The organism is Ectopseudomonas chengduensis, assembly GCF_900102635.1.
Classification (GTDB): Bacteria; Pseudomonadota; Gammaproteobacteria; order Pseudomonadales; family Pseudomonadaceae; genus Aquipseudomonas; species Aquipseudomonas chengduensis.
In genome coordinates, this window is sequence record NZ_FMZQ01000009.1 from 188,810 (window position 1) to 209,750 (window position 20,941).

A 20,941-nucleotide genomic window follows, 5' to 3' on the forward strand; every position below is an offset into this window, starting at 1 on the left:
CAAAAGTCGACCGGCCGTCACTTTACCACTGGCCTGCAGATTGACAGCACTCGATCTCTGTAGATACAGTCATCTAATCATATATATGAATATATGTTCTACAAAAAGGAGTCGCTCGTACCGGCGGCTCGTACAAAAAACGACAGAGGTATCGCTTCGTGACGCCCATGCCTTATGCCGCAATCACCGGCATCGACACCCACGCGCACATCTTCCGCCAGGACCTGCCCATGGTTCCCGGCCGCCGCTACAGCCCCAGCTATGACGCCAGCGTGGAGCAGTACCTGGCCCACCTGGACGCTTGTGCGCTGTCCCACGGGGTACTGATCCAGCCGAGCTTTCTCGGCACCGACAACCACTACATGGTCGCGGCGTTGCAGCGTTTCCCGCAGCGTTTGCGTGGCGTCGCGGTGGTCGACGCGCAGGTCAGCGATGCCGAGCTGGACGAATTGGCCGCCGCGGGTGTGGTGGGCATACGCCTGAACCTGATCGGCAAGGTGCTGGAGGACTACACCGGCCCGGCCTGGAACGGCCTGTTCCGCCGCCTGGCGCGACGCGGATGGCAGGTGGAGATCCAGCGTGGTTTCGACGACCTGGCGCTGATCGTGCCGGCGATCCTCGAGTCAGGCGTCACCCTGGTGATCGATCATTTCGGCCTGCCGGCACCGAGCGTGCAGCTGGACGATCCGAAGCATGACGCTTTCTTCGATCTGCTCGACCAGGCGCCGGTGTGGATCAAGCTGTCGGCGGCCTATCGCAGCCAGTCCGATCAGGCCCGTGCCCAGGCCATCGAAGCGCGCCTGCGTGAAGCCTGCGGTGGAGTAGGGCGATTCCTCTGGGGCAGTGACTGGCCCAACACTCAGTTCGAGTCGCAGACCCGTTACGATCAGCAGTTCGTGCTGCTCGAGGCCCTGCTGCCCAACCCCGAGGAGCGCCGTCGCGTTCTGGTGGACAACCCCGCAACTCTGTTCGGTTTCGCCTCGGCGTAACCGTCGCTCACATCAGAACAACAAAAGGAATCAAATCATGATGAGCCTGCTCGTCGTCGCCGCGATCGTCCTCGCCGTCGCGTTGGGGTACACCACCAAGATCAACATCGGCCTGTTCGCCATTGCCTTCGCCTACCTGCTGGGCTGCTTCGGCATGGGCCTGAGCCCGGGCGACATCATCAACATGTGGCCGCTGAAGATTTTCTTCGTGATCTTCTCGGTCTGCCTGTTCTACAGCTTCGCCACCGTCAACGGCACCCTGGGAAAACTCGCCGGGCATCTGCTGTATCGCTGCCGTGGCGTGCCACACCTGCTGCCGTACGCGATCTTCGTCACCGGTAGCGTGATCGCCGGCATGGGCGCCGGTTACTACACCGTACTGGCCTTCATGGCGCCGCTGACCCTGTTGCTGTGCCAGCGCACCGGCATGAGCCTGATTCTCGGCGGCATGGCGGTGAACTACGGCGCATTGGCCGGGGCGAACTTCGTTTCCAGCCAGAGCGGCATTATCTTCCGCGGTCTGATGACCAGCGCGGGCATGCCCGAGAGCGAAGCCTTCGTCAACGCCCTGGCGATCTTCGCCAGCACGGCGATCATTCCGGTGCTGGTGATTTCCGCCTTCGTCTTCCTCGGTGGTCATGGCCGCAACCTGAAGAATGCGGTGCTCGCCGCCGATCTACCGGAGGCCTTCAACCGTGAGCAGAAACTGACCCTGCTGCTGACCGTGCTGATGATGGTGCTGGTGCTCGCTGCACCGCTGGCGCTGCTGGCCTTTCCGGACAACGCCACGGTCAGGTTCATCAACAGCAAGGTGGATATCGGCCTGATTGCCAGCGTGTTCTCGGTGATCGCACTGCTGCTCAAGCTCGGTGACGAGCGCAAGGCTATCGCCTCCGTACCCTGGGCCACGCTGATCATGATCTGTGGTGTCGGCATGCTGATTACCGTCGCGATCAAGGCCGGCGCCATCGACTCCCTGGCGTCCTGGATCAGTGGCAACATCCCGCCGCTGATGATCCCGGTGGCCTTCGGTGTGGTGGCTGCATTGATGTCGATTTTCGCCAGTACGCTCGGCGTGGTGGCGCCGGCGCTGTTCCCGATGGTGCTGCCGCTGTCGGCGTCGATGTCGATCGATCCGATGATCATCTTCATCGCCATCGTCGTAGGTGCCCAGGCCACCTCGATCTCGCCGTTCTCTTCCGGCGGCAGCCTACTGCTGGGCTCCTGCACGGACGACAAGGTGCGCTCGACCCTGTTCTCGCAACTGCTGCTACGCGCCGCGCCCATCGGTTTCGTCGCCGCCATGCTGTTCAACCTGGCGCTGACCTTCCTGTTCTGATGAGAAAAGGTTCTTCGCATAGTTTGGGGAAAGTGCGGGTTGATACCGGACTGGCAATTACGTGTTAGCTGTCGATGGCTTGGCACTATCCGTTAGCGTGTCGTCTGATCTGATGGGTTTCGCCCCTTACGGGCGACTCACTTTCTTTGCTTGTGCAAAGAAAGTAAGCAAAGAAACACACCCCTACATACGGCCCCGGCTGCGCCGGGGTTCCCTCGTTCCATCACCACTCCAGGGGCACGCTGCGAAGGGCCATCCCTGGCCCATCGCAGCTCTCGCGACATCCATGTCGCTCAACCCCTTACGTGGCGATTCCACTCGGCCTCCTGAAGGGGATTTGGGCGTCGTCTGTGAGATCGCAGTTGAAGAGCAAGGGCAAAGGCCAGACGCCGCCAACTTCAATTCCGCAAAGATTATGCAAGCTCGCGCCCCGGCCCCCGGAGCAGCATCGGGGCGTGGGGAATTTCGCGCAGCAAAACCCGGAGGCAGGGTAATGCCGATCAGATCAGGTTGCCAAAGCAGCCCTTTGTAGGAGCCCCGCCTCGGGGCGAAGCTTTTCAATTGCGCATCGACTTGGTTCGCGGCGGGGCGCCACTCCTACCCATTCGCAGCATCGACGCTTAACTGACTGGAATTAAAATGCCGGGTGCCCTTCTTTGGCACACCTTTCTTGGGCAAGCAAAGAAACGTAGCGCAGCGCAGTAACAGCCGCAGGCTGGCCCGAAGGGTGAGCGCAGCGAATCAAGGTGTGGCGCCCGTAAGGGGCGCAACCCAAACGTTCAGCGCACGCACTAATGGATAGTGCTAAGTCAGTAAGCGGCACGCACACAAACTTGCCAGCCCGGTGCCATGCGTATCCCCCCGCGAGAATGCGAAGAACCTGAAGAAAGCCCCGGCATCGCGTGATGCTGGGGCTTGCTTCACTTCAGCGGGTATCGCTATTTCAGCCGATAGTTTCGCAAATCATCCTGGCTCAGCAGACGCAAGCGCCCTGGCGCGACCTGATAGATGTCTTCCGCCAGGCCTACGTCGACACCCATGTCACGAAAGTACCTGGCCGGGCTGAACGGCTGGCTGCCATGGGCGGCCTGTGCCAGCGCCGAGTCACCAGCGGGGAAGGGGGGACGGCGCAGGGCAACGTGGCCGTTGATGGTGCGCTTGGTGCCGGCAGCGAGCAGGTAGATGCAACTGCCCTGGCACAGGCCGCCGGAAGGTACCAGCGCCTCGAAGCCGGTTTCCCGTAGCAAGCGGCCCATGCGGATGGCTTCCGGGGCGCTGCCGCCGATGCTGTCGAGCAGCACGACCTTGCGCTTGTGCTTGCCCGGCTTGGCGCGCAAGCCAGCCAGCAGCTTCTCGTAATCGCCCGGAACGATCTCTTCGGAAATCTTCACCGCCAGCAGGCCGGCGTTAGCTTCGACTTCCACTTGTGCGTGGGCGGTCAGCGCGGTGAACAGGGTGGTGGCGAGCAGGGCGAATCGTAAACGCTGGGCAATCATCGGGCGGGTTACGCGATAGTGGCTCGGGAGGTAGACGATACCTGCCGGCGCACTATCCCGCATCTGTCAGATTGGCCCGTCTTTGTGCTGCACCTTCCAGGCCCAGGCGAACAGCAGCAGGCCGCCGATGGCGGTGGCCGCGCCGATGTAGCCGGTCACGGTCCAGCCCATGCCGGCGCTGATGGCCAGGCCGCCGAGCCAGGGGCCGAGGGCGTTGGCGACGTTGAACGCGGCGTGATTGGATGCGGCGGCGAGTGTCTGCGCGCCCGTGGCGACGTCCATCAGATGGGTCTGCAGGGCCGGGCCGAGGGCGATCATCGTGCCGAGGGCGAAGATCGCCGGCAGGATGGTCCACAGGCTGTGCGCGGCGAAGGGGAAGGCCAGCAGCACCAGCGTACTCCAGGCCAGAATCCAGGCCACGGCGCGCAGGCGCAGGCGGTCGAACAGCCAGCCGCCGGCACTGTTGCCGACGATGCAGCCGGCGCCGAACACGCCCATGGCCAGGGGAATCCAGCCGGGGCCGACCTGGGTGACGTGGAGCAATGTGGGCGCCATGTAGCTGAATACGCAGAACATCCCGGCGAAACCGATGGAGCCGATGCCCAGTGCCAGCCAGATCGGTGCGCGGTTAAAGGCGCGCAGTTCACCCAAGGGGCTGCTGCGCTGCTCGTGCGGGTCGGCCGGGAGGAAGATCGCCACCATGGCGATGGTGATGATGGCGATGATGCCGACCAGGGCGAAGGCGTAGCGCCAGCTCATGAACTGGCCGAGCCAGGTGGCCAGCGGGTTACCGATCAGGATGGCCACGGTCAGGCCGGCCAGCACCCGGCTCACCGCCTTGGCGCGCTTGTGCGGCGGCGCCATGGAGGCAGCCACCAGCATGGCGATACCGAAGTAGGCGCCATGCGGCAGGCCGGCGATGAAGCGGAAGAGCAGCAGCGGCTCGTAGCTCGGTGCCAGAGCGCTGGCGAAGTTGCCGAGGGCGAAGCAGCCCATCAGCAGCAGAAGCAGGATGCGCCTTGGCAGGCGGGCGCCGAGCAGGGCCAGCACCGGTGCACCGACCACCACGCCGAGGGCGTAGGCGCTGATCACATGGCCGACCTGCGGCTCGCTGACGCCAAGATCGGCGGCGACGTTGGGCATCAGGCCCATGATGGCGAACTCGCCGGTGCCGATGGCGAAGCCGCCGAGGGCCAGAGCGAGTTGAATGAGAAGGATCGCGCCCGGCGACAGACTCGTCGCGGCGTCGGATGCAGAACTGTTCATGAGAGACCTGGAGGGGCGAGAAGCAAGCGCGCAATTATAATCTCCCAGCGCCTTGCTTGGGTATTGGCCACCGCTCTATTTCGGGCTTGGAGATGGATGGCCGGAGTCGTTCAGGGCCTTCACGTGGTCGACGAAGGCACGCAGCGGCGCCGGTACGTGACGCCTGCTGTGGTAGTACAGGTACGGCCCGTCGAAGTGTTGCCACCAGTCCTGCATGAAGGGTTGCAGCTGGCCGCTGGCCAGGGGCGCCGCGATGTACTCCTCGAAGGTGTAGAGAATGCCGTGACCGGCGCAGGCTGCAGCGATCAGCAGATCCTGCGACGAGCTGACCAGGCGGCCCTCGGGGGCGATACGCAGGGTGCGTCCCTCCTGTTCGAACTCCCACACGCCGAGCTTGCCACTGGCGAAGCGGTAGCCGAGCAGGCGATGCTCGCTCAGTTCGCTGGGGTGTTGCGGCGTGCCATGGCGCTGCAGATAGCTGGGCGCCGCCACTGCCATGAAACACTGCCGACGCGGCCCGATAGGGATGGCGATCATGTCCTTGGCCAGGCTTTCCTCGTAGCGAATGCCGGCGTCGTAACCGGCGCCGATGACGTCGATGAAGGTGTTGTCCATGTTCACTTCCAGCGCGATGCCAGGGTAGCGAGCGAGAAAACCGTCCAGCAGCTGCGGCAGGATGTGCCGCGCGATCACGCCGGGCACATGCAGGCGCAGTGAGCCGACCGGGTTCTGTGGATCTTCCTGTAGGTCGTTGAGCGCCGTGTTGATCTCGTCCAGCGCGGGGCGCAGACGTTCCAGCAGGCGTGCGCCGATTTCCGTCGGCGTCAGGCCGCGGGTGGTGCGGTTGAGCAGGCGCACGTCCAGTTCCTTTTCCAGGCGGCGCACGCAATCGCTCAGCGACGAGGCCGACATGCCGCGGCGTTGCGCTGCGACGCGAAAGCCACCGGCCTCGACCACGGCAGCGAACAGAGCGACGTCGGATAGATTTGGTTGGCGCATGGGCGTCGACTGGGCGATGACGAAGGGTCCGATAATGCGGCGCAGCGGCCGCTTTGCCAATCCTGAGGGCGCTTTCTGGGATGTAGCCCGGATGCAATCCGGGAATGTATATCAACGATTCCGGATTGCATCCGGGTTCGCGTCTGCGAAACACCTGGTAACTGTCCGCCTGACCGTATGCGCTGTTCGGCTTTGGACGGCTTATCGTACGTGCCATCTGCCTGCACCCTATGTCCTGTACGTGCGCCTGGTCTGGCGCATCGAGTCAACGGACACGAGGAATCAGCCGATGGACAAGAAGAATGCTGTGGGGCGAGGCCATTCGCGTCGAGATGCCCTGAAACTGTTTGGTGTCGTGGGCGGTAGCCTGGCCTTGCACGGGGTGTTGGGCGGGATGCCGACATTCGCCTGGGCCAGTACCACACCGGGGTGGCAGGCGAGCGACATGCCGGCGCTGACCGGCAAGCGCATGCTGGTCACCGGCGGCACCAGTGGTATGGGCTTCGAGGACGCCCTGGCCCTGAGCGGGGCTGGGGCGCAGGTGATCATCGCCGCGCGCAATGCACAGCGTGGCGCCGAGAGCATCGAACGTATTCGTGCTCAGGTACCCGATGCGCGGGTGCGTTTCGAACAGCTGGATCTGGCCGACCTGGCTTCGGTACGCAGCCTGGCCCAGCGCCTGAACGCCGAAGGCGAGGTATTGGACGTGCTGATCAACAACGCCGCGATCATGGCGCCGCCTCAGCGCGGCGTATCTCGTGATGGTTTCGAGATGCAGCTGGCAACCAACTTCCTCGGCCATTTCGCGCTCACTGGCTTGCTCCTGCCATCACTGCGCAAGTCGCCCGACCCGCGCGTGGTGACACTGGCGAGCATCGCCGTGAACCGTGGCCGTATCAACTTCGATGACCTGCAGTCGGAGAACAACTACAACCCCTACGCCGCCTACGCGCAGTCGAAACTGGCCTGTCTGATGATGGCCTTCGAGCTGCAGCGGCGCAGCCTGGCCAATGGCTGGGGCGTGCGCAGCGTCGCCGCGCACCCTGGCGTCGCCGTTACCGAACTGGTCGAGCGCGGGCCAGGACTGGAAAGCGAGTTCGCTCAGCAGTGGGCGAAGGATCGCGATGTCTATCACTCGGCGGCGCAGGGTGCGCTGTCGTCGCTGTTCGCGGCGACGGCTGCCGAGGCCGAGGGCGGGCGCTACTACGGGCCGACCGGCGAAGAGGAAAAACGCGGCCCATTGGGCCTGGCCAAGGTGCCGGAGGCTGCGGCGGATGCCGATGATGCGGCGCGCCTGTGGTCGGTGGCCGAGCGCCTGACGGGCGTCAGGTACGGCTGAGTCATGCCGGCGCGCTGTACCGGCGCGCCCTTTCGAGGAATTTCGCATGTCATCGTCAACGATGGCGCAGCGCGTGGCCGTGGCCATCAACGCGCAGCGCAACGAGCTGTGGCCGGCGCTGGCCGGTTTCACCCTGTTCTTCTGCCTGTTCTCGGGCTACTTCATGCTGCGGCCGATCCGCGAGGCGATGGGCATCGTCTCGGGGGTGGAGAACCTGCAATGGCTGTTCACCGCCACCTTCGTGGTGATGTTGATCGCGGTGCCGTTGTTCGCCTGGCTGAGTTCACGGGTACCGCGGATTCACTTCATCGACTGGGTGTATGGCTTCTTCACCCTGAATCTGGCGTTGTTTGCCCTGTTGTTCTTCAGTGCTGAAGAGAGTGTGTGGCTGGCGCGCAGCTTCTATGTGTGGATTTCGGTCTATAACCTGTTCGTCGTCTCGGTGGCATGGAGCCTGATGGCCGACGTGTTCGACAGCGAGCAGGCCAAGCGCCTGTTCGCCTTCATCGCCGCCGGTGCCAGCGTTGGAGGCCTGGTCGGCCCGGCGTTGAGTGCCTTGTTGGTGAGCACGCTGGGGCAGAGTGGGCTGATTCTGCTGGCTGCGGTGCTGCTGGCCGTGGCGCTGTCGCTCAAGCAGGTGCTGATGCGCTGGCGCGAGGAGGGTGGCGCGGGGCGTGCCGGTGCCGTGCGGGCGGAAAGCCCGCGGCGCCCGGTGCCGGGCAATCCGTTCAGTGGCCTGATGCGTGTGCTGTCTTCGCCCTACCTGTTTGGCATCGCCGGTTTCGTCATCCTGCTGGCGACGGCCAGCACCTTTCTCTATTTCGAGCAGGCCCGCCTGGTGGCCGAGCTGTTCCCGGATCGCGCCGATCAGGTGCGGGTGTTCGGCGTGATCGACTTCGTGGTGCAGGCCGGCGCGCTGATTGCCCAGTTGTTCATCACTGGGCGTGTCGCGCGGCGTATGGGGGTGCGGGTGTTGCTGGCCTGCGTGCCGCTACTGGTGTGTGTCGGCTTCATCGGTCTGGCATTGATGCCGACCTTCGCCATGCTGGCGGCGCTGATGATCGTGCGCCGTATCGGTGAATACGCCTTCGTGCGGCCAGGACGGGAAATGCTCTTCGCGCCGTTGGATGCCGAGAGCAAGTACAAGGCGAAGAACTTCATCGACACAGTGGTCTATCGCGCGGGCGATGCCATGAGTGGCTGGCTCAAGAGCCTGCTCGACATGCTGGCTCAGGGCGCCTGGCTGGTGGCATTGGTGGGCGCTGCCTGTGCGGCGCTGTGGGGATTGCTCGGTTGGTACCTGGGCGGGCAGGCCGATCAGCGTAGTGCCGAGCAGCAGTTGGTGGTGACCAGCTAGCTCAGTGCAACCCTGCCGTTGCAGCGATGCGGGAGTCGGTGGCCGACTCCCGCAACATCATCAGCCGCGCGCGGGAATGTTCAGCCCGCGCTGCACCGCCGGGCGGGCGAGGAAGGCATCGAGCACGCGTTGCACGTTGGTGAAGCGTTCGAACTGCACCAGGTCACCGGCCTTGTAGAAGTCCACCAGGCAGCGCACCCAGGGCAGCACGGCGATATCGGCAATGCTGTACTCGCCCATGATCCAGTCGCGGCCTTGCAGACGCTGATCGAGTACGCCAAGCAGGCGCGCGGATTCGGCCACGTAGCGGTCACGCGGGCGTTTGTCCTCGTACTCGGCACCAGCAAATTTGTGGAAGAAACCGAGCTGGCCGAACATCGGTCCCAGGCCACCCATCTGCCACATCAGCCATTGAATCGTCTCGTAGCGGGCAGCGGCGTCCTGTGGCAGCAGCTTGCCGGTCTTTTCCGCGAGGTAGATCAGAATTGCCCCGGACTCGAACAGCGCCAGCGGATGGCCATTGGGTCCATCGGGATCGAGGATGGCGGGAATCTTGTTGTTCGGCGCCAGCGAGAGAAACTCGGGGCTGAATTGATCGTCGCTGGCAAAGTCGACCAGGTGCGGTTCGTAGGGTAGGCCGATTTCTTCCAGCATGATCGAGGCCTTGACCCCATTGGGCGTGGGCAGCGAATACAGCTGCAGGCGCTCGGGATGCTGGGCGGGCCATTTACGGGTGATGTGGAAGGGGCTGAGGTCGGTCATGTGGGTTCCATGTCGAATGGGCCGAAGAAGAGGCGATCAGAACACGAGTGGCTGGGGCGCAGGAAATCGATCCAGCTGCTAGTAGTCATCGACTCAAGCAATCCTGCCTGGTTCCCTGCGTGCGAGCGAGGCGGTATGGTGGGTTTTTCATCCACCCGGCACGGAACCCATCGGCATGAGCCTGCACGGTACTTACGATTCCCAGAACATCTTCGCCCTTATCATTCGTGGCGACTTGCCCTGCTACAAACTCTACGAGGACGACGATGTGCTGGCCTTCCTCGATCTATTCCCGCAATCCAGGGGCCACAGCCTGGTGATTCCCAAGCGCGCTGCTGCGCGCAATATCCTGGAAATCGACGACGCCAGCCTGGCCAAGGTCATGGCCGTGGTGAAGAAGGTCACTCAGGCAGTCGTCGACGAACTGCAACCCGCTGGTGTGCAGGTGGCACAGTTCAACGGCGCGCCTGCCGGGCAGACGGTGTTTCATATCCACATGCACGTGATCCCGCGCTTCGAGGGCGAGGGGCTGGGTATTCACGCGGCCACCAAGGCCGACCCGGCCGAGCTGGAAGCGCTGCAGGCACGTCTGGTCAAACGCCTGCAGGGCTGAAGCGGTATTGCCCCGGACGAGTGACTCGGCCGGGGCATCAGGCAACCTGTGGGTTAGCCGTTCTGGTTGCTCAGCCCGCCCCACTCGACGAAACGCACGGCGTGCACTTCGCCCTGGCTGTCGCGGTAGACCATGACGCTGGGCACTACACCGCTCTTGCGGCTGTTGTCGGTGCGCTGCAGAACCTGGTCGATGTCCAGCTGCATGCCGTACTGGTATTCCTGCACTTCCACTTTGGAGCTGGCAGGTGCTTTCTCGCTGGCGAAGGCCATGGGGGCGAAAGCGGCGATGAGGGTGGCGTTGAGGGCTGCGAATTTCATCTGGGTAGTCTCCGATTAGTTGCGCCGATTTAGGTGGCGCTGGGTTCGAGAGAGATGAAAACACTGCGCCCTTCATTACAGAAATCGATGCTTGTGCTAGCGAAAATCGCTGTCATCGATATCTTGCCCACAGGCTCGCCAAGGCCAATACTCAGGCGGCATTCATCTGCCCACGGAGGGCTTCATGCGCTCGATCCTCATCGCTCTACCGCTGTTGCTGCTGGCCGGTTGTTCATCGTTTCGGGGCGACCCCGAGTACATCAAACCGGTACCGGAAGATCGCCTGTTGGCCTTTCAGGAGGCGCAGACGAACAGTGCGCAGATCGTGGTCAATCGCGACTTCGGGGTGATGGGAGGCGGCTGCTTCGTGGCCATCGAGGTGGATCGCAAGGTCGCTGCACGCATCGGCGTCGGCGAGGTCGCGACCTTTCAGGTGCCGCCCGGCACGCGCGTGGTCGGCATCACCCCGGATCGTATGGACGACACCCTGTGCGGCATGGGCCGCCTGCTGCGGGAGGTGGCGGTGCCGGTGAAAAGTGGGGAGATCCAGCACCTGCGCATCGTCAGCCAGAACAAGGGTGGCTTCGATATCCGCCCGGACAAGCCCTGATTCGGTGAGAGCGGTTGCGGGTCGGTGACCCTGCGCAAATGCTTCACTGGCGATCAACCTCATCGGCCAGCAGCGTTTCCAGCCAGTTCATGAAGGCGCGCACCCGTCGCGGCAGATGACGCCCGTGCGGGTGCAGCAGATGCACTGGCATGGGCGGCGCGACCCAATCGTCCAGCAAGCGACACAGACTCCCACTCTGCAAATGCGTGCGCATGCCGATCAGCGGCGCCTGGATGATGCCCAGACCGCCGATGCAGGCCCCGTGGTACGCGTCGATATTGTTCACCGTTATCCGGCCACTCATGGGCAATTGCTGCAGCTTGCCGTCACGTTGATATTCGAAACCGTCTGGGCGTGTGCCAAAGGCGGTCACGTAGTGGATCAGGCTGTGCCCGCTGAGGTCGTCCAGGTTTTCGGGCGTTCCATGCTCGGCCAGATAAGCCGGGCTGGCACAGTTGACCATGGACAGCTGGCCCAGTGGTCGCGCTACCAGGCTATCGTCGTCGATGGCGCCAATGCGCAGCACGCAATCGAAACCTTCGCGCAGTGGGTCTACGCGGCGGTCACTGCAGCCTAGTTCGATCTCCAATGCCGGATGTTGCGCGAGAAATTCATCCAGGCGTGGCGCCACCAGACGCCTGGCTATTTCCGTTGGCATATCCACTCGCAGGCGCCCGCTCAGTGCGCCGGCATCCTGGCGGAACAGGTTCTCCAGCTCGTCCATCTGTGCCAGCACTTCACGGGCGCGTTCGTACAGCGCCTGGCCGTCCTGGGTCGGACGCACCCGTCGGGTGGTGCGGTGCAACAGACGGGCATCGACCAGGCGTTCCAGGTCACGCACCTGCTCAGACACCGTCGAGCGCGGCAAGCCCAGACTTTCGGCGGCCTGGGTAAAACTGCTCAGTTCGGTGACACGTTGAAAGGTACGCAGCAGCTCCAGCTTGTTCATGATGGCGGCCCAGATTGTTCGCTCGTGGCGATCAGTATTTCCGGTTTTTCTGGATTTATCAGTATCTGATCGATCAATAACCTGTGATTGAACTTCATCACCCATCACAGGAGATTCACCATGACTCGCAAAATCGCACTCATCACAGGCGCCAGCCGTGGCCTCGGCCGCAGTGCGGCTAAACATCTGGCTGCTCAAGGCGTGGATATCATAGGCACCTATCGCAGCCAGGCGGATGACGCGCAGCAGTTGGCCCACGAGATCGAAGCGCAGGGTGGCCGAGCGCTGATGCTGCAATTGGATGTCAGCGACAGCAGCAGCTTTGCCGCATTCGCCGAACGTGTGGCGGTTGGTTTGCGTGAGACCTTCGCGGCTGAGCGTTTCGATTTCCTGATCAATAACGCCGGTATCGGCATCCATGCCGCCTTCAGCGAAACCACTGAGCAGCAGTTCGACGAACTGATGAACATCCAGCTCAAGGGCCCATTCTTTCTCACCCAGCGCCTGCTGCCGCTGATGGTCGACGGCGGCCGGATCATCAATGTCTCTACCGGCTTGGCCCGTTTCAGCTTGCCGGGTTACAGCGCCTATGCGGCGATGAAAGGTGGCGTCGAAGTGTGGACGCGCTATCTGGCCAAGGAACTGGGTCCGCGCGGCATAAGCGTGAATGTACTGGCTCCCGGCGCCATCGAGACCGACTTCGGCCATGGCGTGGTCCGCGACAATGCTGAGGTCAATGCCTTTATCGCCGGCAATACGGCACTGGGGCGGGTCGGCTTGCCCGATGATATCGGCGCAGCTTTCGCGCTGTTGCTGAGCGATGCTGGCCGCTGGATCAATGGTCAGCGTATCGAGGCGTCAGGCGGGATGTTTCTCTGAGAGCCTGAGCGGCAGTTCCCGACGGCACCGGCTGTGGCGGTTAGAATCTCTGGGCCAGAACAGGGAGATGAGCCGCAATGGGATTACCGATAGCGATAGTGGGAGCGGGTACAGCCGGCCTGGCCACTGCAATTTTCCTCGCCCGCCAGGGTTACTCGGTACGCGTGCTGGAGCGGGTCGAACAGCTGCAGCCGGTGGGCGCCGGCATCCTCTTGCAGCCTTCCGGCCTGGCTGTGCTGCAGCGTCTGGGCCTGCTGGCCGAGTGCACCGCGTTGGGTGCGCCGGTCAGCCGTCTGTACGGCACCAGCTGGCAGGGCCGGGTGATCCTCGATACCCGTTATCACGACTGGCAGCGAGGCAGTTTCGGCCTTGGCATTCACCGCGGCGTGTTGATGACGGCATTGCTCAATGCCGCGCAGCGTGTCGGTGTGCAGGTGGAAACCGGTGTGGCGGTCAGCCGCTTCGAGCAAGCCAGCGGCCATGTTCGCTTGCTGCGCCAGGACGAGGGTGGCAATGAGCAACCCCTGGGCAATTTCGCCGCGTTGATCCTGGCCGATGGCACGCGTTCGACCCTGCGTGCGCAGATGCAGGTGCGTCAGTGGTCGCGCCCCTATCCCTGGGGCGCTCTATGGAGCATGTTGCCAACTTCGCCGGGGACCGATTCCGGAGAACTGCGCCAGTGGTACCGCGGCTGCCGCGAGATGTTCGGGCTGATGCCGACCGGATGCACCCACCAAGCCCGGGAGAAATCGCTGACCAGCCTGTTCTGGAGCCTGCCGCTTAGTGAACATGATGCGTGGCGCAAGAGTGGCCTGGAGGCCTGGAAAACCCGCGTGCGCAACCTCGCTGGCGATGCTTCAGAGGCCTATCTGCAGCAGATCGATGATCCCGCACAACTGACCCTGGCGGCCTATGCCGACGTGCGCATGCAACGCTGGAACGATGGTCGCGTGCTTGCCATCGGTGATTGCGCCCACGCCATGAGCCCGCAACTGGGGCAGGGTGCCAATATGGCGTTGGTCGATGCTGCTGCACTGGCCGATGCGCTTGGCAATGCCGGTGACGAGCACCAGCAAGCGCTTGATTGGAACGCCATCTTCACCAGCTACGGTGATACGCGCCGTGATCACCTGCGCTACTACCGTCAGGCCAGCCGCTTGCTGACGCCGCTGTTCCAGTCCAACAGCAACACCCTGGCCGTGCTACGCGATATCGCCCTGACGTTGGCTCGGCACAACAGTTTCGGCCGCCAGCACGCGGTGAGCACGTTGGTCGGTGCACGCGGCGGCTGGCTGTGGTCGGGGGCGCAGAAGCGCGAGCTGCATGCCTGGAAGGGCGAGCGGGAGGCGTGGGAGTAGCCTATCTGCCGCTGTCGCTGGCAAAGCGCTGTTCCAGAGCAGCGACGACTTGATGTAGCGCATCGATCGGATCGACATCGTTTTGCGCGTAGATGCTGCATGAGGCCATATCGTCCGGGTAGCCGAACTCCGCATAGAGTTCCTGCAACCGTTCGATCTTGTCCTCATCGGCAAGCGAGGAGTGTTGCAGTTCCGAGAGCATGGCTAGCCGCCATTTCTCCAGAGCATGCGACCGTTTTTCCTGAAGATCGATACCCTCTTTCTTGCACAGGGTTGCCAGCAAGGCGACTACTTCGTCATCACTCAGGGCGTCGCTGCCGGCCAGAACGGCAATATCACTGTCCTGCTGACCAGCAGACAGTAGTTTGAAGGCATGCTCGGATACGGCGTCCTTGTTTATCCAGCCGTTATTCAAGCCGATCGCCAGGGTCGGCCAGTCAACCAGGTTGCGCTTAGCAAGCTCGGGAAAATATTCGTTCATTACTACCCCTTAAGGTCTGGCAACTTGGTTGGGGAAGCCTGTCACTTTCCCGCCAGGAATGAAGCGTCGATGCGTAACTCGCTGGTGATGGATTTACTCATTGCTCTTCTGTATCTGCGAGGGACCATCTGGCTATGGTGACGAAGACTTCACCGCTATCGGTGTCGCAAATATAACGAGCTTCTCCGCATGAATTGCCATGTTTGGTAAGTAGATTACTGTTCCAGCATTGGGAAATTATTTGCGCTAGAGCGATAGCCTGCTCGGTTGTCAAGTTGTCAAACAGTCCTGTGATTTCCAGTAAATTCATCCAGTACTGAGTGCGATCCATATCTTGTGTTGTTTTTATGAGGTCTAGGTAACGATTCGCATCGAAAAGCTCGCCAATAAATGCCCGGTCGTCGACAATTTCTATTGCGGGAGACATTAGTTGTGCGTAGTGGAGGAGGAAATCGAAGTGCAGGGGAGTAGTGGCATATACAGCTTGCACGTAGTCGATGCCGGAAGTAGCTGGATCGTTGTTGGCTTTCTTGAAATCAGTAAAGCTGAATAGTTGATCATTATGCATGTGTGTTGTTCTCGCCTAAGATTTTCCTGACGCAGGCCGGCAACGGTACGCTGAATTAGCGGTGAAGAACGTGCGCAGGTATCATTGATCCGTGTTTATGACTATCAGGGGCTGGTCACTCCAGGCAACCTGGTTTTCAGCGAATAGGCTGTGGAGCGCTGCGACAAACCCCTGACTTAGTTCCCCTTGAGGAAGATCACGAATTCCAAACTTCTCGATAAGTCTATGGCATCTGTCTGTGGCACTGATATCCCATAGATACCAATGTGAGGTTTCCTCTATGTCCGAGCGGAAAGGGTCATGACGGGCAAGTGACTTTATGTAATCGAGTGCAATGGACTTCTGCGTCGAAAAGTCGTCAGCTTTCAAGGATGGAATATGGAGGAGGTTACTAGCGAAAAGGCGATAGAGCGTATCTACCGCCAACTGCCAATGCAGAGTGGTGTCCTTGCTGTTTGTCAGTCCACTGGTCATGGCATCCGCGCAATAGCTGTCGTAGCAGAACACACGTAGCCAATCTTGAATTGCTAGTGCGGGAAATTCATATACGCTCATTGACTGTTTCTGTTCTTTCAGGAGTTAAGGTTTTGCTGGTGCTCTGTTTTTTGTAATGATAATGCTGAAAGAATCAGATATCCGGATAGGTTTCCAGAAACCATTCGAGGGTGTCTTGGATTCGATGGCTGTCCTGTGAATTCAGATTCCTGATTGTCTCTTTCAACACCTTTGCCGCTTCGAGTATTTCAGGGTGATCCACCACAACGCCGGAGTCTTCGGTGATGCATTCGATCATGGCACTCAGTGTCGCTGTGTTCAGGGGCATGGGTGAGTTTTTTATTAGCTCAATGCCTTTATGGAGATTGACTGAGTAAAGCGTCCCGAAAGCCGATGCCTGGAAATATTCGTCACCCTTGTTGTCACGCAGAATGTCTACTGCCAAGTGCTCTGCGACGGCTTTGTTCAGGTGTTGCAGTTGGTGCAGTGCTTCTGCCGCTGTGTCGTAGTCACCGAGGTTGGCGACTTCCTCTAGTAGCTCCTCTTCTGTCCTGTTCATAATCAGAAATGGGGCGCCCTTTTGAGGTGAGTATTTGGTTTTTGAAGTTATTTGGGGGATGTAATTTATGTATTGGTTTTGTTGATGTCTGGGCGTTGTTTGGAGAGACTTATGAAGTCTTGATTATTGTGTAGGCGGAAGATGAGTTCTTTGGTGAGGTCTCTGTATACATCTTTATCCGGCGTGTCAGTGGCTACGAATTGCACCTTGTTGATTTGGTAGTTTGATTGGAGTTGATGATTTATTTCTTTTAAGCCGGTGATGACTTGGGTGAGCACATCATCGCTTTTGATCGTATTTTCATGAGGTTCACTGGAAGCAAGGTCGCTGATTTCTATGGATTCACTATGTCCAAGCGATAGCCCAAGCAGGTTATGTTGAGGGCCGGTTATGCGGATGACTTTGTAATAGGGGGCATCGTAAAGGAATTGCATTTTTAATTTTCCAGTTTGGGTGCAGGGTAGCGACGCTCTGCTGCATTATGGGCATCAGTGTATCCGGAGTCATTTCTCCGCATGTACCATGCTTCTGCTGTTTCATGCCTTAATAGTTTCATGTCGTCAGGAGTGTGGGTTCCATTTTCCAGTCTCTTCCAAGCATTGGCGATGCCCATGTCGCTGTCGAATCTGGCGCGTTGAGCTGGAATTCCATATTCCACATAGCGATCAAGCAGGTGTTCCTCGTAAAACAAGTGATCCTTCACCTTTTGAACATTTTCTATCTTGATCCCGGTATTTTTTGATATGTCGGCAACATCGGTATTACTTGCCCGAATAGCTTCATAGGCTTCATCTGCTGTGCCGGAGAAATATCCTGAACCGGTCTGCCGTCTGCGCCCTTCCTCAGCAGGCGTTTGTACCGTTCCTGGTTTTACCTCCTTTGGGCGCGTCACTTCCACTGTCCGCGCCCCAGTCCCGCTCCCTCTCGCTCTGCCACCGCGCCTGATCCTTGCGCGTTTCAAGGCCGCGCTAAGGCGCTTCAGGGCGTTGCCCAGACGTGCAAGCTTGTCCAGATAGCTTACCGATGCCGCACCACGCGCGGCCAGGCCGATGCCGCCGGTGAAGACGATCAGCAGGGCTGCCAGTACGATTTCGAACAGTGCGCCGCCGCTGAACTCGGCCACTTCCTCGACGTTCTGCGCCTTGGCGTAGTCGACGGCGAAGCGGCCGAGCATGGCTTTGCTGGGGCCGTCTTCGTAGATGAAACAGGTCAGTTCGTAGGCTTCGGCCAGTTGCTCACGGGTGATGCTGCTCGGGTCGAAGCCCAGCGCCTCCACCAGCTCTCGATGCTGTTCAGCGCTGAACTGGCGATTGTATGCGGTCAGCCAGGTTTCTCCCTCGCTGGCGCGCGCCTGCCAGGCGCTGCGCAGGGCATTGGAGAAGGCGGTGAAAGGATTGACCAGGTCGGAGAATTCCTTGGCAGTCTTGAGCAGCCCCCAGGCACCGAGGAAGAAGCCATTGCCTACGGCCAGTTGTCGATGCAGGTAATTGGAGAAGGCACTGCGCTGGTCCTGAATGGCCTGCAACTGGGCTGCTTCTGCGCGTTCCGCGGCGAGAATTTCGTCCAGTACGGCCTGTAGCTCGGCGCGGGCATTGCTGATGTCGGTATCGACATCAGCGTCAGCGAGCAACTGCGCCTGGTACTCGCCGCTGGGAATGGTCTGAATCAGGCCACCACGAGAATCCAGGCTACCGCGTACAGCATTGCCGCTGGCGGGAGAGAGGCTGTAGGGCAGATTGGCGCCCAGGCATTCGCCGTTGTCCCAGACGAAACGTAGACCGACCAGGCAACTGGAGGTCTGAGTGCTGCCGCCTTCCAATGGTCTGGGAGCCTGGCGGTGGAAATCGCCGTTGTAGGGCGCCGGCGTCGGTGCGGGGCGTTCGTTGCGATTGTTGGGGACGTAGCCGCTCATCGTCGTGCATCCATGCTGCAGCCGGCGATATGCCGGCAGGGTCGATCATCAACGCCGATGCTAACCAAGGACCTATGCGCAAAGTCTTGCGCAGTGGCGGGCCAGCTTTGCTTTTTGTGATCCATGCACGCAAAAAATGTCGTGGCGGTTCAGCCGTGCTGCAGCTCGAGCAGCGCCTTCTGGCTCAGGTCCAGCCACTCCTTGTGCAGAACTCGATAGTGCCGGGCGGAGCGGCGGGCGTGGGTCTGGATCTGTTGCAGCAGTTCGATGGCTTCGCGCTGACGTCCCAGTCGGCGCAGCAGCAGGGCATAGCGATAGTTCGCCTCGGGGCTGGCGCAGTAGCTGCCGAGGGCGCGGTATTCCTCTTCGGCCTTGAGGTCGTTGCCCTGGCCTTCCAGCGCGCGGGCATACAGCAGGTGGCCGTCGGAGGAACGGAAGTCGGGGTTGTGGGCGATCAGTTGATCGAGGCTCGCCTGACAGCCGGCGAAGTCGCCCAGGGCGAAACGTGCCCTGGCCAGGCCGAGGAGGATATCCGGGGCGTCGCTGTGGATGCCGCGCAGGGCTGTCTGATACTGCTGGGCCGCTTCTTCGGCCTGCCCCATGCGCAGCAGTTCATCGGCCAGGTTGACGCGGGTATCACGGGTGTCGCGAATCTCCAGTTCGTCGCGCAGGGCGCGCAGGTGGCGCTCGGGGTCGATGCTGTCGTGCAGGCGGTTGAGTGTCTGCCGGCCGCGTCGGCTGCCGAGCAGATCCGGCAGCATGATGCCGAGGAAGTAGATCAGGCAGCCGAGGCCGGGCAGGGCGATGATCAGGTACAGCCAGTAGCGTTCCTGGCCACTGCGAACCACGTGGAGGCCGCAGGTGACTTGGCAGGCGATGACTAGCAGGGCGAGCAGAGGCATGAGGCGATCCAGTCCTTTGGAGTGCGAGGGGAGGCTTATCAGAGCATGGATCGGCCCCGTTGTCAGGTGACGCATGCACGGCTGTGGCCTGCGTCACGTGGTAGGCTGCGCGGCGGATTCCATGTTCATAAGGATGCGTGCATGCCGTCGTCGCTGGAGATCTTCGCCAACCTTTTCTATCTGGTTTCGGTCGTGCTGGCGGCGCGCAATTCGGTGCACACCTGGGCCGTCGGCCTGGTTGGCTGCGTGCTGTTCGGCTGGCTGTTCTTCAGCGTGCAGCTGTATGCCGATGTCACCCTGCAGATTTTCTTCATCGCCACCAGTCTGCTGGGTTGGTGGAGCTGGTTACGCGGTCGCCAGGGCGAGGCGCTGCCGATCAGCCGTGCCAGCACGGCCGGAGTGGGCTTGGCGCTGCTGCTCGCGGTGGTCGTGGCAGGCGCATACGGCGCCTTGCTGCATCATTTCACCGACGCCTATGCGCCCTTCATCGATTCCCTGGTGCTGACCTTGAGCGTGCTGGCGCAATTGCTGCTGATGCGCCGCAAGTTGGAAACCTGGTACGGCTGGCTGCTGGTGAACACGCTGGCGGTGCCGTTATTCGCCTCGCGCGAGTTGTATCTGACGGCGTTCATCTACCTGCTGTTCTGGTGCAACGCCTGGTACGGCCTGTACCGCTGGCGCCGTGAACTGAACGCGCAGACGGTCTGAGATGAACAAGCGATTTGCCTGTGGGCTGGTGGTCGGCAAGTTCGCGCCGCTGCACCTGGGGCATGAATGGTTGATTCGCCAGGCGCAAGAGCGGTGTGAGCAACTGGTGCTGCTCAGTTGGGCCTACCCGGAGCTTGCCGGCTGCGAGCCCGAGCGCCGTGCGAACTGGCTGCAGGTGCGCTTTCCCGAGCTGCGCAGCTGGGTGGTGACGCCCGAGTGGGTTGCCCAGCAGCATGCACGCGGCCTGGCGCTGCCAGAGCTTCCCCACGAATCCGATTCCGATGCTGTACAGCGTCAGTTCGTCGCCGACTTTTGCCTGGCAGTGCTCGGCCACCCGGTCGACGCGGTCTTTACCAGCGAGGCTTACGGCGATGGTTTTGCCGCGCATTTGAGCCGGTGTTTCGGCCGGCCGGTGGAGCACGTCGAGATCGACCGCGCGCGCATTCAGGTGCCGGTGTCCGGTACGCGTCTGCGCGCCGATATTCATGGCCTGCATCACTACCTGGCGCCGCAGGTGTATGGCGATTTCGTCGAGCGCATCGCCTTGCTCGGCGGTGAGTCCACCGGCAAAAGTAGCCTCGCCCTGGTGCTGGCCGAGGCTCTGGGCACGCGTCACGCCGCCGAGTACGGTCGCGAACTCTGGGAAGAGCAGGGCGGCGTGCTCGCCTATGACGACCTGCTGCGTATCGGTCGAACCCAGGTCGACCGTGAGCAGAGCCTGGCCGGGCAGTGCCAGCGCTACCTGGTTTGCGACACCACGCCGCTAACCACGCTGTTCTATTGCCGCGAGTTGTTCGGGCGGGCCGAGCCCGAGTTGGAGCAGTTGGCCGATCGGCACTATCACCACCTGTTCCTGTGCGCCGATGACTTCCCCTTCGTGCAGGACGGCACCCGTCAGGACGAGACCTTTCGCCGCCGGCAGAACCAGTGGTACGAGCAGAAGCTGACGCGGCGCGGCTGGCCATTCACACGGCTGACCGGCTCTCTGCAACAGCGCATCGAGCAGGTGCTGCATAGCCTGAGCGGAACCTAGTCGGAGG

23 protein-coding genes are annotated in these 20,941 nt (G+C 61.4%); 10 read left to right on the top strand and 13 right to left on the bottom strand.

Annotated features, from left to right (window positions below; all coding sequences use genetic code 11):
• The first annotated feature begins 167 nt into the window (after positions 1-167).
• Positions 168-989, top strand: a complete 822-nt coding sequence (locus BLS08_RS15740; protein WP_017677703.1) for an amidohydrolase family protein — start codon at positions 168-170, stop codon at positions 987-989.
• 37 nt (positions 990-1,026) lie between these two features.
• Positions 1,027-2,328 carry an SLC13 family permease gene (locus tag BLS08_RS15745; protein ID WP_017677702.1) on the top strand — a complete coding sequence of 434 codons (1,302 nt, stop codon included), beginning with the start codon at positions 1,027-1,029 and terminating at the stop codon, positions 2,326-2,328.
• A 938-nt stretch (positions 2,329-3,266) separates the two neighbouring features.
• Here the strand turns inward: BLS08_RS15745 and BLS08_RS15755 are convergent.
• The 3 genes from BLS08_RS15755 to BLS08_RS15765 form a co-directional block, all read right to left on the bottom strand.
• Positions 3,267-3,824, bottom strand: coding sequence for a COG3904 family protein (locus BLS08_RS15755; RefSeq protein WP_026088642.1), 558 nt, complete (start codon positions 3,822-3,824; stop codon positions 3,267-3,269).
• A 66-nt stretch (positions 3,825-3,890) separates the two neighbouring features.
• Positions 3,891-5,090, bottom strand: coding sequence for an MFS transporter (locus BLS08_RS15760; protein ID WP_017677700.1), 1,200 nt, complete (start codon positions 5,088-5,090; stop codon positions 3,891-3,893).
• 75 nt (positions 5,091-5,165) lie between these two features.
• Positions 5,166-6,089 carry a LysR family transcriptional regulator gene (locus tag BLS08_RS15765; protein ID WP_026088641.1) on the bottom strand — a complete coding sequence of 308 codons (924 nt, stop codon included), beginning with the start codon at positions 6,087-6,089 and terminating at the stop codon, positions 5,166-5,168.
• A 289-nt stretch (positions 6,090-6,378) separates the two neighbouring features.
• Between BLS08_RS15765 and BLS08_RS15770 the strand changes: the two genes are divergently transcribed.
• Together BLS08_RS15770 and BLS08_RS15775 are read left to right on the top strand one after the other, a co-directional pair.
• Positions 6,379-7,428, top strand: coding sequence for an SDR family oxidoreductase (locus BLS08_RS15770; RefSeq protein ID WP_017677698.1), 1,050 nt, complete (start codon positions 6,379-6,381; stop codon positions 7,426-7,428).
• A gap of 46 nt (positions 7,429-7,474) precedes the next feature.
• Positions 7,475-8,785 (top strand): NTP/NDP exchange transporter, encoded by a 1,311-nt coding sequence (locus BLS08_RS15775; protein ID WP_026088640.1) that lies wholly within the window; start codon positions 7,475-7,477, stop codon positions 8,783-8,785.
• Positions 8,786-8,845: 60 nt separating this feature from the next.
• On the opposite strand, the gene BLS08_RS15780 is transcribed toward BLS08_RS15775, so the two are convergent.
• Positions 8,846-9,547 (bottom strand): glutathione S-transferase N-terminal domain-containing protein, encoded by a 702-nt coding sequence (locus BLS08_RS15780; protein ID WP_017677696.1) that lies wholly within the window; start codon positions 9,545-9,547, stop codon positions 8,846-8,848.
• Between the two features lie 175 nt (positions 9,548-9,722).
• On the opposite strand from BLS08_RS15780, the gene BLS08_RS15785 reads away from it, so the two are divergent.
• Positions 9,723-10,160: an HIT family protein gene (locus BLS08_RS15785; protein ID WP_017677695.1), complete on the top strand. Its 438-nt coding sequence runs from the start codon at positions 9,723-9,725 to the stop codon at positions 10,158-10,160.
• A 53-nt stretch (positions 10,161-10,213) separates the two neighbouring features.
• On the opposite strand, the gene BLS08_RS15790 is transcribed toward BLS08_RS15785, so the two are convergent.
• Positions 10,214-10,480 carry a DUF2790 domain-containing protein gene (locus BLS08_RS15790; protein ID WP_017677694.1) on the bottom strand — a complete coding sequence of 89 codons (267 nt, stop codon included), beginning with the start codon at positions 10,478-10,480 and terminating at the stop codon, positions 10,214-10,216.
• 184 nt (positions 10,481-10,664) lie between these two features.
• On the opposite strand from BLS08_RS15790, the gene BLS08_RS15795 reads away from it, so the two are divergent.
• Positions 10,665-11,090, top strand: a complete 426-nt coding sequence (locus BLS08_RS15795) for a 3-isopropylmalate dehydratase large subunit (RefSeq protein WP_017677693.1) — start codon at positions 10,665-10,667, stop codon at positions 11,088-11,090.
• 43 nt (positions 11,091-11,133) lie between these two features.
• Here BLS08_RS15795 and BLS08_RS15800 read toward each other — a convergent pair whose 3' ends face one another.
• Entirely contained in the window at positions 11,134-12,039 is a 906-nt protein-coding gene (locus tag BLS08_RS15800) for a LysR family transcriptional regulator (protein WP_017677692.1), read from the bottom strand.
• Between the two features lie 120 nt (positions 12,040-12,159).
• On the opposite strand from BLS08_RS15800, the gene BLS08_RS15805 reads away from it, so the two are divergent.
• Positions 12,160-12,918, top strand: coding sequence for an SDR family NAD(P)-dependent oxidoreductase (locus tag BLS08_RS15805; RefSeq protein ID WP_017677691.1), 759 nt, complete (start codon positions 12,160-12,162; stop codon positions 12,916-12,918).
• Between the two features lie 77 nt (positions 12,919-12,995).
• Positions 12,996-14,276, top strand: coding sequence for an FAD-dependent oxidoreductase (locus BLS08_RS15810; RefSeq protein ID WP_033377550.1), 1,281 nt, complete (start codon positions 12,996-12,998; stop codon positions 14,274-14,276).
• Between the two features lies 1 nt (position 14,277).
• Here BLS08_RS15810 and BLS08_RS15815 read toward each other — a convergent pair whose 3' ends face one another.
• The 7 genes from BLS08_RS15815 to BLS08_RS15845 all read right to left on the bottom strand — a co-directional run bounded on the left by BLS08_RS15815 (position 14,278) and on the right by BLS08_RS15845 (position 19,193).
• The gene (locus BLS08_RS15815; protein ID WP_017677689.1) at positions 14,278-14,757 is read right to left on the bottom strand and encodes a DUF2247 family protein; all 480 of its coding nucleotides are present in this window, start codon (positions 14,755-14,757) and stop codon (positions 14,278-14,280) included.
• A 97-nt stretch (positions 14,758-14,854) separates the two neighbouring features.
• Positions 14,855-15,325 (bottom strand): hypothetical protein, encoded by a 471-nt coding sequence (locus BLS08_RS15820; RefSeq protein ID WP_017677688.1) that lies wholly within the window; start codon positions 15,323-15,325, stop codon positions 14,855-14,857.
• 81 nt (positions 15,326-15,406) lie between these two features.
• Positions 15,407-15,880 carry a hypothetical protein gene (locus tag BLS08_RS15825; RefSeq protein ID WP_017677687.1) on the bottom strand — a complete coding sequence of 158 codons (474 nt, stop codon included), beginning with the start codon at positions 15,878-15,880 and terminating at the stop codon, positions 15,407-15,409.
• Between the two features lie 73 nt (positions 15,881-15,953).
• Complete coding sequence (locus BLS08_RS15830; protein WP_017677686.1) at positions 15,954-16,379, bottom strand: hypothetical protein; 426 nt, start codon at positions 16,377-16,379, stop codon at positions 15,954-15,956.
• 65 nt (positions 16,380-16,444) lie between these two features.
• Positions 16,445-16,813 (bottom strand): hypothetical protein, encoded by a 369-nt coding sequence (locus BLS08_RS15835; RefSeq protein ID WP_017677685.1) that lies wholly within the window; start codon positions 16,811-16,813, stop codon positions 16,445-16,447.
• Positions 16,814-16,815: 2 nt separating this feature from the next.
• Entirely contained in the window at positions 16,816-18,291 is a 1,476-nt protein-coding gene (locus BLS08_RS15840; protein WP_017677684.1) for a hypothetical protein, read from the bottom strand.
• A gap of 149 nt (positions 18,292-18,440) precedes the next feature.
• Complete coding sequence (locus BLS08_RS15845) at positions 18,441-19,193, bottom strand: tetratricopeptide repeat protein (RefSeq protein WP_017677683.1); 753 nt, start codon at positions 19,191-19,193, stop codon at positions 18,441-18,443.
• 141 nt (positions 19,194-19,334) lie between these two features.
• Between BLS08_RS15845 and pnuC the strand changes: the two genes are divergently transcribed.
• The gene (gene pnuC / locus BLS08_RS15850; protein ID WP_017677682.1) at positions 19,335-19,901 is read left to right on the top strand and encodes a nicotinamide riboside transporter PnuC; all 567 of its coding nucleotides are present in this window, start codon (positions 19,335-19,337) and stop codon (positions 19,899-19,901) included.
• A gap of 1 nt (position 19,902) precedes the next feature.
• Positions 19,903-20,934, top strand: coding sequence for an AAA family ATPase (locus BLS08_RS15855; protein WP_017677681.1), 1,032 nt, complete (start codon positions 19,903-19,905; stop codon positions 20,932-20,934).
• Positions 20,935-20,941 lie beyond the last annotated feature (7 nt).